The organism is Paenarthrobacter aurescens, assembly GCF_041549525.1.
GTDB lineage: Bacteria > Actinomycetota > Actinomycetes > Actinomycetales > Micrococcaceae > Arthrobacter > Arthrobacter aurescens.
Genome location: NZ_CP157456.1, coordinates 2,548,222 through 2,561,816, shown reverse-complemented (window position 1 = coordinate 2,561,816; position 13,595 = coordinate 2,548,222). Strand labels below are relative to the sequence as shown.

General features: G+C 60.8%; 11 protein-coding genes and 2 tRNA genes. 4 read left to right on the top strand and 9 right to left on the bottom strand.

Features of this window, described 5'->3' with window-relative positions; genetic code table 11:
• Nucleotides 1–101: 101 nt before the first annotated feature.
• Nucleotides 102–1,331 carry an SLC13 family permease gene (locus tag ABI796_RS11850; RefSeq protein WP_141282671.1) on the top strand — a complete coding sequence of 410 codons (1,230 nt, stop codon included), beginning with the start codon at nt 102–104 and terminating at the stop codon, nt 1,329–1,331.
• On the opposite strand, the gene ABI796_RS11845 is transcribed toward ABI796_RS11850, so the two are convergent.
• Nucleotides 1,319–1,987 (bottom strand): DUF1684 domain-containing protein, encoded by a 669-nt coding sequence (locus ABI796_RS11845; protein WP_141282673.1) that lies wholly within the window; start codon nt 1,985–1,987, stop codon nt 1,319–1,321. The two genes, ABI796_RS11850 and ABI796_RS11845, sit on opposite strands and share 13 nt — an antisense overlap.
• A gap of 54 nt (nt 1,988–2,041) precedes the next feature.
• On the opposite strand from ABI796_RS11845, the gene ABI796_RS11840 reads away from it, so the two are divergent.
• Together ABI796_RS11840 and ABI796_RS11835 are read left to right on the top strand one after the other, a co-directional pair.
• Complete coding sequence (locus ABI796_RS11840) at nt 2,042–2,902, top strand: hypothetical protein (RefSeq protein WP_141282675.1); 861 nt, start codon at nt 2,042–2,044, stop codon at nt 2,900–2,902.
• A 70-nt stretch (nt 2,903–2,972) separates the two neighbouring features.
• Nucleotides 2,973–3,779 carry a transglutaminase family protein gene (locus ABI796_RS11835; protein WP_141282677.1) on the top strand — a complete coding sequence of 269 codons (807 nt, stop codon included), beginning with the start codon at nt 2,973–2,975 and terminating at the stop codon, nt 3,777–3,779.
• On the opposite strand, the gene ABI796_RS11830 is transcribed toward ABI796_RS11835, so the two are convergent.
• From ABI796_RS11830 to bcp, 7 genes are all read right to left on the bottom strand, one after another.
• Nucleotides 3,776–4,237, bottom strand: coding sequence for a MarR family winged helix-turn-helix transcriptional regulator (locus ABI796_RS11830; RefSeq protein ID WP_141282679.1), 462 nt, complete (start codon nt 4,235–4,237; stop codon nt 3,776–3,778). The genes ABI796_RS11835 and ABI796_RS11830 overlap by 4 nt on opposite strands.
• Nucleotides 4,237–5,361 carry an LLM class flavin-dependent oxidoreductase gene (locus ABI796_RS11825; RefSeq protein ID WP_141282681.1) on the bottom strand — a complete coding sequence of 375 codons (1,125 nt, stop codon included), beginning with the start codon at nt 5,359–5,361 and terminating at the stop codon, nt 4,237–4,239. Before ABI796_RS11825 ends, ABI796_RS11830 begins: the two co-directional genes overlap by 1 nt.
• Nucleotides 5,362–5,509: 148 nt before the next feature.
• Nucleotides 5,510–8,725: an efflux RND transporter permease subunit gene (locus ABI796_RS11820; RefSeq protein WP_141282683.1), complete on the bottom strand. Its 3,216-nt coding sequence runs from the start codon at nt 8,723–8,725 to the stop codon at nt 5,510–5,512.
• A gap of 67 nt (nt 8,726–8,792) precedes the next feature.
• Nucleotides 8,793–10,298, bottom strand: coding sequence for a malate:quinone oxidoreductase (locus tag ABI796_RS11815; RefSeq protein WP_141282685.1), 1,506 nt, complete (start codon nt 10,296–10,298; stop codon nt 8,793–8,795).
• 79 nt (nt 10,299–10,377) lie between these two features.
• Nucleotides 10,378–12,045, bottom strand: a complete 1,668-nt coding sequence (locus ABI796_RS11810) for an ABC transporter substrate-binding protein (protein ID WP_141282687.1) — start codon at nt 12,043–12,045, stop codon at nt 10,378–10,380.
• A gap of 185 nt (nt 12,046–12,230) precedes the next feature.
• Nucleotides 12,231–12,312, bottom strand: a tRNA-Leu gene (locus tag ABI796_RS11805).
• Nucleotides 12,313–12,375: 63 nt separating this feature from the next.
• Nucleotides 12,376–12,849: a thioredoxin-dependent thiol peroxidase gene (gene bcp, locus ABI796_RS11800; protein ID WP_141282689.1), complete on the bottom strand. Its 474-nt coding sequence runs from the start codon at nt 12,847–12,849 to the stop codon at nt 12,376–12,378.
• A gap of 84 nt (nt 12,850–12,933) precedes the next feature.
• Here bcp and ABI796_RS11795 point away from each other — a divergent pair, with 84 nt between their 5' ends.
• On the top strand, nt 12,934–13,401 hold the full coding sequence (locus ABI796_RS11795) for a MarR family winged helix-turn-helix transcriptional regulator (protein ID WP_141282691.1): 468 nt from the start codon (nt 12,934–12,936) through the stop codon (nt 13,399–13,401).
• A 92-nt stretch (nt 13,402–13,493) separates the two neighbouring features.
• On the opposite strand, the gene ABI796_RS11790 is transcribed toward ABI796_RS11795, so the two are convergent.
• Nucleotides 13,494–13,569, bottom strand: a tRNA-Lys gene (locus ABI796_RS11790).
• Nucleotides 13,570–13,595 lie beyond the last annotated feature (26 nt).

Below are 13,595 nucleotides of genomic sequence, written 5' to 3'. Positions count from 1 at the left end.
GGGGACGCCATTGCTTACAAGACGGTGACGCCTTCTTCCCGCCCCGCCACCATGATCTGCCCTGCAGGAAGAACACAGGACCCGGGCTTAGAATCCGTTCCATGCGTCTGGCGATCATCGGCTTGGTCCTGCTCGTGGCTGGTGGGATTTCCGTGGCTACGGGTGTCCTGCCATGGCAGGAAGTGACGGTCCTCGTGGACCGGGTGGCACCCATCCTGGGCTTTGTTGTGGCCATGACTGTGGTCACTGAGCTCGTCAGTGAAGCCGGCACTTTCCAATGGATTGCCCGCCACATCCGGGCTTGGGGGCGGGGCCGCAGCGTCCTGTTGTGGCTGCTTTTGGCCCTGTTTGCCACGGTGAGCACTGTTTTTCTGTCGCTGGATACCACCGCGGTGCTCCTCACCCCGGTGGTGGTCACGGTTGCCCGCCAAGCGGGCCTTCCTGTCCTGCCGTTCGCCCTGACCACAGTGTGGCTGGCAAACACCGCCAGTTTGTTGCTTCCGATCTCCAACCTGACCAACCTGCTTGCCCAACACAGTCTGGGCGGCATCAGCCCCGCACAGTTTGCCCAACTGATGTGGGCGCCGTCATTGGCCGCCGTCCTGGTTCCCCTGGCCTTGATCGCTCTGGTGTTTCGGCGCGAACTTCGCAGGAGTTACGCCCTTGATTCCGCCCGACCGGCCCACAGGGCATCCCTGAGCGCCGGCAATGACAAAGTGCTGAGCGCCGGCAATGACAAAGTCCTGCTGGCGGGCAGTGCCGCCGTCCTGCTGTTACTCCTGCCGGCACTCATCTCCGGGGCTGCAATCTGGATTCCTGCCACCGCAGCAGCAGCGATACTGGCGGTCATTTTCGCCATCCGCCGCCCCAAGGTACTCAAAGTGACCCTGATTCCGTGGTCGCTGCTGCTGTTCACCTGCGGACTTTTCCTGGTGGTGGAGGCAACCCAGTACCTCGGTGCCTCCCGACTGCTGGGGCAGGTGGCCGGCGAGGGACACGGGTTTGTTGAACTTCTGAGGCTGGCCATGACCGGCGCCCTGGGATCCAACGTGGTCAATAACCTGCCTGCCTACCTTCTGGCCGAGCCTCTGGCCGGAAGCCCCGAGCGCATGGCGGCGCTGCTGGTCGGGGTGAACGCGGGGCCGTTGATCACACCGTGGGCTTCCCTGGCCACCCTGCTATGGCATGACCGTTTGGTGCGGATGAACGTGTTGATCAAATGGAAGGGATACGCGGTGTTTGGCTTGGTGGTGGCACCACTGACCATTCTGGCGGCAGTAGCCGCGCTCGCCGTTTTTGGCCCTGGCGGGCTGTTGGGTCAGCCCAGGTAGAGCTCTCCTACAGGCACCGCTGCTTCCAGCCGGTTGGCTGGCCCGGCCAGCGGGCACGCCCAGGCTTCGTTGTACGCGCAGGAGGGGTTGTAGGCGAAGTTGAAGTCCAGGACAAACTCCTGTTCGGCGCCGGCCCCCCGGGTTCCATGAAATGAGCCCTTGACGGTGTCCAGCAGATACCGGCCGGCCCCGTAGCTTCCGCCGTCCTTGCCGGCCGTTGCGTCCCGGAAAGGCACAAAGATACCGCCGCCGTAGCTGCGAAGCCGCCATGCAGCCAATGAACCCAGCCCGGGCAACTCAAATGTGCCGATTCTGGTGAAGGGCACCACTCCGTCAGTGCCCGTTTGGACGTTCATTTCCTGCCCGGCTCCAACAGGAGAGAGGACCGCGTACCTCCGGAAGGAAGGATCGTAGTCTGCCGTTTTCAGTCCGGAAAATGAGGCCTTCAACCCGGGGGTCAACGCCGAGGCTGGATGCGTAGCAAACATCAGGTCCCGTTCCTGCCGCCAGAACACGTGGGCGTCGAACGGGTTGGTAGCTGCGAGCTGACGCACTTTGTCGTAGAGGGCGAACGTCCGCAGGCGCCAGTCGGCAATATCAACCGCTGACATGGTGGGGACATCGTCCTCGAAATAGTCCTGCTGATCGGGAGCCATACCCTCAGCCTAGCCCTGTGCGTGTCGCAGCAGTGCCGCCGATAGGCTGAGGTCATGAACGGCACCTTGAACCTGCGCAGTACTGCCAAGCGACTTGCCGCAATTTCACTGGCTGTGGCCTTCATCGCCGGGACGGCAGCGTGCACTGCTGAAAACAAGGGCCCGCAAGTGACTTCCACTGACATTTCCCGGCCCAACACCTCCGAATCGGGGTCGGCAACACCGGAAGCTACGACGCCGGCATCTGGCGCCGCGGGTGGCTCACCTTCGGCAACACCCACTGAAACAGACGGCAGCACCGTTTCGGCCAGCCCGGGAGCGAGTCCGGCAGCAACGGCGGTGTCCTGGAAGACGTACACGGACTCCGCCAAAACCGTCAGCTTCGAACTGCCGCAGGAGTGGATAGCGCAGTCGGTGACGCCGGAGGCGGGATCGTTGCCCAACGCTGTGAAGGTAGAGGTCAAGGATGCCGAAGGGCGCTACTTGGCCACGCTTCACACAGGTCTGCCAACCGCCGCGCCTGCTTCCTGCCCGCCTGGCGAGGCACGCCCCTACGTGGTGATCAGCAGCGTGCCTTTGGACATCCCGCACTCCGATGGCCCGGACACCATTGACCCCCGCGTGGTGTTCCGGGTGGTGCAGGGCTACAAATTCTTTGGCTCCTACGGCATTACCAACATGGTGGCCGGTGTTGACGGGCAGTCCTGTGAACTGAGGAACCGGGTCCTGGGACCTGCCGGGAAGGGAGATATCTCCTTTGGCGACGTCCCGGCGATCCATGCCTTTGCTGCAGATGAGAAGGTTGCCCCGGCCAAGGCTTTCGATACATTGGACCTGGCCGCGAAGTATGCCGTCCACGGTTCTGAATTCGCCAATGTCCAGCGGATGCTACTGTCTCTGAAGGTCAATCTGTAGCCCTGCGATTGGCTGATCCACCCACACGGCGGCCATGGGGCCATCCGCCGCACACCCACCCCGGAGATCAATGGAACGCAATGTTGCTGCCTCGCTCGTTTTCAAGACCGCAGCCAACACTAAGGTGGCCATGGCCATCGCCGTGGCCAATAATGATGGTTACGAGTCCCTGGCGGAAAATCTCTCCATCACCAGTGATGGTATTGAGGTTCCTTTTGCCGAACTCAGCGACCACCACGGGGGCCGTTTCCACTACCTGGAGTTCACCGAGCCGAGTGAGGTGACAGTGGATTACCGGGCTACGGTTCACGGTTTCGGGGAGCCGGACACTTCCAGTCCCATGGAACTGATCAGGTACGTCAGGCCCAGCCGGTATGCGGAGTCCGATAGGTTGCTGCCTACCTCCTACGCCGAATTCGGAGGCCTGCACGGCGCCGAGCTGCTCCAGGCAGTCCGGGATTGGGTCAACGGGGAACTGCGCTACGTCAGCGGATCTTCCCGGGGCACTGATGGAGCCGTGGAAACCTTGCTGCACCGGAAAGGCGTGTGCCGGGACTTCGCACATCTTGCCATTGCACTATTGCGGTCCAAGGACGTCCCCGCCCGTTTGGCTGCGGTATATGCGCCCGGATTGAGCCCCATGGATTTCCATGCTGTTGCCGAGGCCCACATCAACGGTGCGTGGCACATTATTGATCCCACCGGACTGGCCCCCCGTGAATCCATGCTCCGCATCACCGCAGGGCGGGATTCTTCTGACACGGCGTTCCTGTCCACGGTGGGCGGCAGCCTGACCCTGAAAACGCTCAAGGTCAGTGCCTCCGTTAACGGAGAGCTCCCGGTGGAGGACCCCCGGGAGCTCATCAGCTTGCGTTAGTGACCGGCAACCGAAGCGCGGAGCTTCTCCGTCAGCCGCAGAAGTTCCTGCTGCTCGTCGGCTGTGAGGGCAGGTGCCACCAGATTGGCGATGTCCCGCACATGTTCCCGGCCAATTGTTTTTTGGAGCTCACTCCCCGCTGGGGTGAGTGAGAGCAGGACCCCGCGGCCGTCGTCGGGGGCTGTTGTCCGTTCCACCAACCCGCGCTTCTCCAACCGGTCCACCAAGCGGCTCAGGCTGGACTGGCTCAACAGGACCTTGTCATTGATTTCGTTGAGCCGGAGCTGACCTGAAGGGCACTTGGACAGCGTAAAGAGGACATCGTATTCCTTGACGGGAAGTGTTTTGAACGCCGGTCCCGACTGAAGCTTTCGCATCACCGCCACCTGGGAGCGGAACAAGGACTCCCAGGTCTCGGCGGCGAGGCGAACCGCGGAGGACGCCGAAGGGCTGGACATCAGGCGTCCTGCCCCGCAGCACCTGCGGTGGCTGATTCGCTGACCTTTGCTTCCAAGGCTTTAGCCACGCGTGAGGCGTGCGTTGGTGCGTCAGGCACGTGGGCTGGCTTCATGGCAGCGTATTCCTTCCTCAGTACCGGCAGGACTTCTTCGCCGAAGAGATCCAACTGCTCCAGTACCGTCTTCAAAGGCAGGCCGGCGTGGTCGATCAGGAACAGCTGGCGCTGGTAGTCACCAAAGGCTTCGCGGAACGTCAGCGTTTTCTCAATCACTTCCTGCGGGCTGCCCACGGTCAGCGGAGTCTGCGAGGTGAAGTCCTCCAGTGAAGGCCCGTGCCCGTAAACCGGCGCGTTGTCGAAGTACGGACGGAATTCCTTCACCGCATCCTGGGAGTTCTTCCTCATGAAGAACTGTCCGCCAAGACCAACAATTGCCTGGTCCGCCGCGCCGTGTCCGTAGTGCTCGTAGCGCTCACGGTACAGCCCGATCAGCTGCTGGTAGTGCTCCTTGGGCCAGAAGATGTTGTTGGCAAAGAAACCGTCGCCGTAGTACGCAGCGACTTCTGCGATCTGCGGGGTGCGGATGGAGCCGTGCCACACGAAGGGGGCGACGTCGTCGAGCGGGCGCGGTGTGGAGGTGAAGTTCTGCAGGGGTGTACGGAACTTGCCGGACCAGTTGACCGTGTCCTCATCCCACAGCTTGCGAAGGAGGCTGTAATTCTCGATCGCGAGCTCAATCCCGTCCTGGATGTTCTTTCCGAACCAGGGGTACACGGGAGCCGTGTTGCCTCGGCCGAGGACCAGATCCACGCGGCCATCGGAGAGGTGCTGGAGCATTGCGAAGTCTTCGGCGATCTTGACCGGATCATTGGTGGTGATCAGCGTTGTAGCCGTGGACAGCGTAATGCGCTCGGTCTGGGCTGCAATGTAGGCAAGTGTGGTTGTGGGGGAGGAGGAGAAGAAGGGGCGGTTGTGGTGCTCGCCAAGGGCGTACACGTCCATGCCGATTTCTTCGACCTTCCTGGCAATGGCAACAGAGGCTTTGATGCGCTCGTTTTCGGTGGGCGTGCGGCCCGTGGTGGGGTCAGTGGTGATGTCGCTGACGCTGAATACGCCGATCTGCATGATGTGCCTTTCTCCCTGCCCGAGGTCCCGGGCGCTGTAATCAGTGTACCTCAAACTAGATGCATTTGCATGTATCGATACCTGTAACAGGACAGGCCCGGGAATTGTTCCCGGGCCTGTCCATCAAGCGTGATTCGCTGGTTTTTCGCTACTCTGCGGGATTATGGGCGGCGCGGCGGCCGGTAACACGGGGAATCATTCCAGTGGTCCAATCCTGAAAATCAGCCGATCCGGAGCTCCCGGGGCCGTCGCCGGGTGAAACCGGTGGTTTGTCCTGAAGGGCCTTCTGCAACTCCTTCTTCTCCCGGCGGCCTTCCACAAGCTTGTAGAGAACCGGGACCAGGACCAGAGTCAGCGCCGTGGACGAGACAAGACCACCAATCACCACGATCGCCAGCGGTTGGGAAATGAATCCACCACCGCCTGTGAGCCCCAATGCCATGGGAGTCAGGGCGAACACCGTGGCCAGGGCCGTCATGAGGATAGGACGCAACCGCTGGCGTGCGCCGTGCGTGATGGCGTCAGCTACGTTCATGCCCGGGCTGCCGTTATGTGGCTTGCGGTATTGATTGATGAGGTCGATCAGCACAATGGCGTTGGTGACCACAATGCCCACCAGCATCAGCATGCCGATCAGGGACGGCAATCCCAGCGGAACACCGGTGACCAACAGCAAGCCCACGGCACCGGTTGCCGCGAACGGTACCGAGACCAACAGGATGAGCGGCTGAATGAGGGACTTGAAAGCGGCCACCATAATCACATAGACAATCGCGATTGCAGCCAGCAGAGCCAGTCCGAGCTGCCGGAAGGACTCAGCCTGCTGAGTAGTGGCCCCACCGATGGTAGCCGTTACTCCCGGGGGCAATTCCACCCCTGCCAGCCGCTCCTGCACCGCGGCGCTGACACTGCCAAGGTTGGATCCTGAAGGTGTCACGGTTACCCGCGCCGTTCGCTGACCGTTGCTGCTGGTAATCGAGACGGGGGTGTCCACTTGCTCGACGGCGGCAATTGCCTGCAGCGGCACCCCGCCGCCTGAGGTGGGGAGTTGAAGAGCACGGACAGCGGCAATGCTGGTGAAGCGGGTGCCCTCGCCGATCTGCACCGGATAGTCATTGGTCTCGATCCTGACCGTACCTGCTGGAATGGGGCTGACGGTTGATGCAAGGAATGCACCCACCTGTTCTTCCGTCAGGCCAGCCGCGACGGCCTTGGCCCGGTCAACGCGGACCTGGACCACCGACTGCGTCGAAGCAAGGTTGGTGGCCACTTCAGAGCTGCCCGGGACACCCTCCATGGCGCTGACCATGGCATCGCTTGCAGTTTGCAGGTCAGCGGAGTTCGCGGCCCTGATGGTGATGTCCACTGTGGAGGACGTGCCAAATCCGCCTTGCTGGGACCCTACTGTGACTTTTCCGGCGGCTCCTTCGAGTCTGGCGCGCACCTCGTCCTGAAGTCTGCTTTGATTGACCTTCTCATCGGTGACAATGGTGAACGTCGAGTTGGACGAACCGGTGGAAGTCAGCGCAGCGAAGCCTGTCTGGGCGTTACCTGACGTGACCTGTACGTCCTTGATGCCCTCAATGCCCCTGAGCGATTCCTCGACCTTGGAAGCTTCATCGCTGGTGGCTTGCAGGCTGGTGCCCGCCGGAAGGACTTGGCGCACTGTCATGCTGTTCTCGCCGGAGCGGCCCAAAAGATCAGTGGCCAAAAGAGGCGAGACGGCGATGGTGGCCACCAGAATCAATGCCGCGGCGGACAACGTGATGACGGGATGTTTCTGCGTCTTGGCAAGAATCGGAAGATAGCCGCGCTGGAGGCGACTCCGTTGTTCGGCTTCCCGGGCTTTCTCCGCAGCTTCCTTGGCGGATGCCTGTGCCTCAGCGCCCTTTCCGGGTGAGGAAAGGAACCAATAGGCCAGGACCGGAACGATTGTCAGCGAAACCAGCAGTGATGACAACAGCGCGATGGTTACGGTCAAGGCGAAGGGCCGGAACAGCTCACCGGCGAGGTCGCCCACGAAAGCGATGGGAAGGAACACGGCCACGGTAGTCAAGGTGGAAGCCGTGATGGCCCCGGCAACTTCCCTGATGGAGGTCAGGATGGCTGTCAGCTTTGGCTCGCCATAACTCAGATGCCGCTTAATGTTCTCAATGACCACGATCGAATCGTCAACCACGCGCCCGATTGCAATGGTGAGGGCACCCAAAGTCAGGATGTTCAGCGAATAACCCGTGGCGGAAATCCCGATGAAAGTAATCAGCAAGGACAGCGGGATGGAGACGGCGGTGACCAACGTTGAACGTACCGACATCAGGAACACCAGGATGACAGCTACGGCGAAGCCAAGGCCCAGGAGCCCCTCGGTGGTGAGGTCCTTGATGGACTTTTCAATGAATGGAGCTTGGTCGAAAACCGGTGTGAAGCTGGCGTTGTTGCCCAGTTCCTCTTCCATGGGGCCGATTGCGTCACGCACTGCATGCGAAATCGCCACGGTGTCACCCTCCGGCTTCTTGGTAACCGAAAGAGCCAACGTGGGCTTCCCGTTGGTGCGCGTGATGGACGTGGCGGCGTCGTCCTCGATGCTGACTTCGGCAACGGCTCCGATGGTGGCGGCATTCTTTGCCCCGGCCAAAGGAAGCCCCTTGATGATTTCCAGGGAATCCACAGGGCTGCCCAGCTGGAGGGAGAGGGTCTTGCCCTGGTCCTCTATGGTGCCCACGGGAACCAAGGTGCCGTTGTTCTTCAGTGCATTGCTGATGGACTGGACAGAGGCCCCTGTAGTTGCCATGTCCGCGGGGCGGGGCTTGATCAGGATGTGCTGGCTGGAACCGCCGGTTACATCCGCGCCGCGGACGCCGTCTATCTTCTGCAGACGCGGAACGCTCAGCCTCAGGAGATCTGCATTGAGTTCGCTCAGCGGCTTGTCCGAAGAAACCGCCAGATAGACGATCGGAAAGTCGCTGATGTTGCCGGCTATGGATTGGGGCTCGACGTCGGAGGGCAGCACCCGCTTGGCGTTGGAGATGGCCCTGTCAATCTGGTTGCGCGCCCGGTCCAGGTTGGAACCATAGGTGAACACCATGGTGATTTGGGATACGCCGTTGCGGGAGGTCGATGTTGTTGACTCAAGCCCCTCGACGCTGTTCAAAGCAGTTTCCAGCGGCTGGCTCAGCTGCTTGTCCACCACCTCCGGAGAGGCGCCCGGCATTGAGGTCACCACGGTGATCTGCGGAAACTCGATCGATGGAATGAGTTCCTGCTTCAGTGAACCCATGGTGATCACGCCGAACACCGCCGCAAAGACGGTGATCAGCGCGATCAGGGCCCGGTTTCCCAGGGACAGTTTGGCCAAGCGGAACATTGCATTGACTCCTGCGGTCTACGTGACGATTCGACTGACGGGAACCGGCCGCAGCCCCGGGTGTGGCCTAGCCTTGGACGGCGTTGGCCACGTCCAATTGCAGTGACCTGGCGGTGCTTGCTTCCAGTTCGGCTGCCAGATCCGGGTTCTCGTTGAGCTTGACGCCGTAGCCCGGCATCATGTCCTTGAGTTTGGACTGCCAACCCTTGAAGTTCTTGGGGAAGGACTTTTGCAACAGTTCGATCATGATGGGCACAGCGGTGGATGCGCCCGGAGAAGCGCCCAACAGTGCGCCAATGGAACCATCGCGGGATGCGATGACTTCAGTGCCGAACTGCAGGACACCACCCTTTTGCGGATGCTTCTTGATGATTTGTACACGCTGACCTGCAGTGATCAGTTCCCAGTTGCCCCCGGAAGCTTCGGGGTAGTACTCGCGCAGGGCCTCAACCTTGGCCTCATGCCGCTTGGCTACCTCCTTGATGAGGTATGCGGTGAGGTCCATGTTGTCCTTGGCCACGGCCAGCATGGGGATGATGTTTCCCGGGCGGATGGACAGCGGAAGATCCAGGTAGCTGGAGGTCTTGAGGAAGTTGGTGGAGAACCCTGCGTAGGGTCCGAACAGGAGGGAGCGCTTGCCGTCCACATAGCGGGTGTCCAGGTGGGGGACGGACATGGGCGGTGCACCGACGGACGCCTGGCCGTAGACCTTGGCGCTGTGCTGGGAGGTGATGGCGTCATCGGTGCAGCGGAAGAACTGGCCCGATACGGGGAAACCACCGTATCCCTTGCTTTCGGGGATGCCGGATGCCTGCAGCAGGTGCAGTGCTCCGCCACCGGCTCCCACGAAGACGAACTTCGCGTGGATGCGGCCGTGCTCACCTGACTTGGGGTGTTTGATGGAGAGGTCCCATCCACCGCCTGCTGCACGGTGGATGTTGGTGACGTCGTGTCCGTAGTTGACCTCGGCACCGCTGCCCTGCAGGTAATCGGTCAGTTCACGGGTCAAGGCGCCGAAGTCGACGTCGGTGCCTTCAGCGGCGCGGGTTGCGGCCACGCGCTGCTTGCGGTCCCGTCCCTTGACGATCAACGGGGCCCACTTGGCGATCTGGTCCTGATCCTCGGTGTACTCCATGCTGCGGAACAGCGTGTTGGGCTTCAGGGCCTCGTAGCGGGTCTTGAGGAAGTTCGCGTGGTCATCGCCGATGACGAAGCTCATGTGCGGAACAGTGTTGATGAAGCCCTTGGGGGAACCGATCACCTTGCTGTCCACAAGGTGGGACCAGAACTGGCGGGACAGCTGGAACTGCTCGTTGATGTGCAGGGCCTTGGACGGGTCCACGGAACCGTCTTTTGCTGCGGGAGAGTAGTTAAGCTCACACAGCGCAGCATGGCCGGTGCCGGCGTTGTTCCAGGGGCCGGAACTTTCGAGCCCTGCTTCGTCGAGTCTTTCGAACAGGGAGATGGTCCAGGTGGGTTCAAGTTGCTTGATGAACGCACCAAGGGTGGCACTCATGATTCCACCGCCAATAAGGACGACGTCGGCATGTTGAGTCTTGGAAATGAAGGTCACGATCAATCTCCGTTAGCGGCGGCACTGGCTGTCACAGAATATCCCCGCGCAGACTCAATACTGAAATTGCGGGGAATCGTCAAGGCTTTAGGCGGACGTTTGCGAAAACTTCGTTGAGGACCGGGGAAGCCGGGTAGCTTTCAACCTTGTCGGACAGTGCCAGTGCCGAGATGGGGAAGGCGATGGGCACGGCAGGTACTGAAGCCGCGATCTCTGCATTGATGGCCTGGTATTGGGCGTTGCGGTCATCGCCCTCGGGCATGGCCCGCGCGCGTTCGATCTTGTGGAACACCTCGGAGTCGGCGTAGCCGAACTCGGCCCGGGTTTCACCGAACAGCGGTCCCAGGAAGTTGTCAGCGTCGGCATACGAGCCGTTCCAGCCGAGCAGATGCAGGCCCCGGTCGCCGGCTGACTGGACCCGTTGGAGGTAGCCGTCTTCCCAGTCAACCGGAACGGGTTTGATGTTGAAGCCGACCGCAACCAGTTGGCGGCTGAGTTCGGCGTAGATCTTTTCCGGGGTGGGCATGTAGGCCCGGGTGGCGTTGAGGGGGTAGTAGAACTTCAGTTCTTCACCCTTGTAGCCGGCCTTCTTCAAGAGCTCTTTGGCTTTGTCCGGGTTGTACCCCAGGGAGGGAGCGTTGTTGTTGAATCCGCTGAGCTTGGGTGGCACGAACTGTGAAGCCTGGGCCGTGTTGTCGATGAAGAACTTCCGGATCAAGGTCTCTTTGTCGATCGCCATCTCGATCGCTTGGCGCACCTCGGGCTTTTCCAATGGTGCCACTGCCTGGTTGATCCCCAAATACATCACGGAGAAGGGATCGCGCTGGATGATCTGAACACCCTTTTTGACCAATTGGTCAAACGTGCCTGAGGTCACAAGGTCGTAGGCGTCGATCTTGCCGTCCAGGAGGGCTTGCTGCCGTGATTCCGCGCGGTCATAGGGGATGAAGTTGATGGTTGCGATCTGTCCCTTGTTGCCCCAGTAGCCCTTGTAACTTGACAGTGTGAGCTTTTTCTCATCCCACGCTGTGAATTCGTAGGGACCGGTGCCCACTGGATGGCCGGCGTAAGCGGATATGGCCTGGCCGTTCCGGACCTGGTCAAGGACGTTGGCTTTCTGCGCCTCCAAGGCGGCCGGGGAAGAAATGGCAAACGCCGGAAGGGTCAATGCTTGAAGGAATCCGGTGAACGGGCGCGTCAGATTGATCTGGACGTCGCTGGCCGAGACTACCTTGCAGTCCTTGAAGATTGAGAACACCGGCTGGTCGGAGTAGGCCTTGAAGACGCTCTGGAAGGATATCCCCGGCGCCTGGCTCCTGAGGGTCTCCGGAAAGGTGAACCACCGGTTGAAGTTGGCGCAAACGGCCGTAGCATCCAGGACGGTGCCGTCGTGGAAGGTCACGCCGGAACGGAGCGTGAAGTCGTAGCTCAGCCCGTTATTGCTGTCTTTCCACTCCGTGGCCAAAAGAGGCGTCGTTTGGCCTGTTTCGCCATCTACTCCCACGAGTCCTTCCAGGACCTGGCGGGTGACGCGGTACGACTCGGAATCGGCGGTGACGGCAGGATCGAGGCCCAAAGGCATGGACGCGGTGCCGAAATTGAAGGTTGCCGTGGGAAGAATGGCGGGGGAGTCGCCGGTGGACGACGACGGTGACGGCACCGAAGTTCCGGTGCATCCGGCCATCCCCAATGCCAGTACAGCAGCACCTAACTGCATGCCCAGGCGCCGCATTTTGCTGCTTGCCACTCGTGTCCCCTCAAGCCGGTTGGAAGTGCTGTGGCCGGCTTCGGCCAGACCGCATTCCAGTCTAGTTGAACGTCCTGAGTGCGCTTCCCAGTACATTTCCAGCTTTCAGCGCACCTTCAGGATCCCCCGGCTGCTTGAGGAGAAAAATACCCCCGGCTTTGCAACCGGGGGTATTGATGTAACTGTGCGCAAGGGGGGACTTGAACCCCCACGCCCGAAGGCACAGGAACCTAAATCCTGCGTGTCTGCCAATTTCACCACTCGCGCTGGCAGGCAATTGGACCGTCTGAAAGAAGGGCAACTGCCATATACCGGCCTCCAGTGTACCTGTTAGTTGTCCAGCTTGAGATCCCGCCGGAGCTTGGCAACGTGCCCAGTGGCACGCACGTTGTACTGGGCCAGGGAAACCTTTCCCTCGGGATCAATCACCAGCGTGGACCGGATCAATCCCATGTAGCTGCGCCCGTAGTTCTTTTTCTCACCCCAGGCTCCGTAGGCCTCGGCCACTGCGTGGTCCTCGTCCGAGAGCAGCGGGAAGCTCAGCTGTTCTTCTTCGCTGAACTTGGCAAGTGCTTTGACGGAATCGGGGGAGACGCCAACAACCTGGTAACCGGCAGCTTTCAGTGACCCCAGCGTGTCGCGGAAATCGCAGGCTTCCTTGGTGCATCCGGGAGTGGAAGCTGCCGGGTAGAAATAGAGGATGGTTTTGCGACCGCGCAGGTCCGACAAGCTCACGCTTTTGCCGGTTTCATCCTCAAGTGTGAAGTCCGGGGCGATGTCCCCCGGGATAAGTCGTTCAGCCAAAATATGCTCCTTGCCAGTGTTCGCGATTTCTCAGTTTAGTGCCAGAGGCCGCGCCCTCACCGCTTCCGCGCATATACTGTCGGCATGCCAGATATGGAGAGATGGCCCACCACCCGTTTGCTTTCGACAGCTGCGCGCCTGGTGGAAATCTCGTGGAACGAAAAATTGAAGTCCATCGGCCTGACCCACGCCGGTGTCATTGCCATGCAGGTGTTGGCTGCCAAGGGTGCCATCACCCAGGCGGCTTTGGCCGAAGTTGCGAGGGTCAAGGCCCAGACGATGGGTACTACCCTCGCAAGGCTTGAACTGCACGGGCATGTGACCCGGCAACGCAGCGATTCGGACCGCCGAAGTCACGTGGTGACCCTCACTGACGCCGGTATTGCAGCTCTTGCAGAAGCAGTAAAGCTTGAGCAGGATGTTTTGTCGCCCGTTGCTGTGGACACCGCAAGGCTTCGCGAGGAACTTCGGATCGTTGTCCGCGGCCTGGCCGGGTTGCCGGCGCCGGAACAGCAAGCCCACGAGATCGACACTGACTTGCCGCAAGTCTGACGTAAGCCTGTGGCCGGGGCTTCCTTGGGGAAGCCCCGGCATGGAAAGAAAAAGGCTCCGGATCGTAGTTACGATCCGGAGCCTTTTTATTGTGGTGCACCCCCCGGGACTCGAACCCGGAACCCATTGATTAAGAGTCAATTGCTCTGCCAGTTGAGCTAGAGGTGCGGCTATTGTTTCGGCTTATTCGGGGA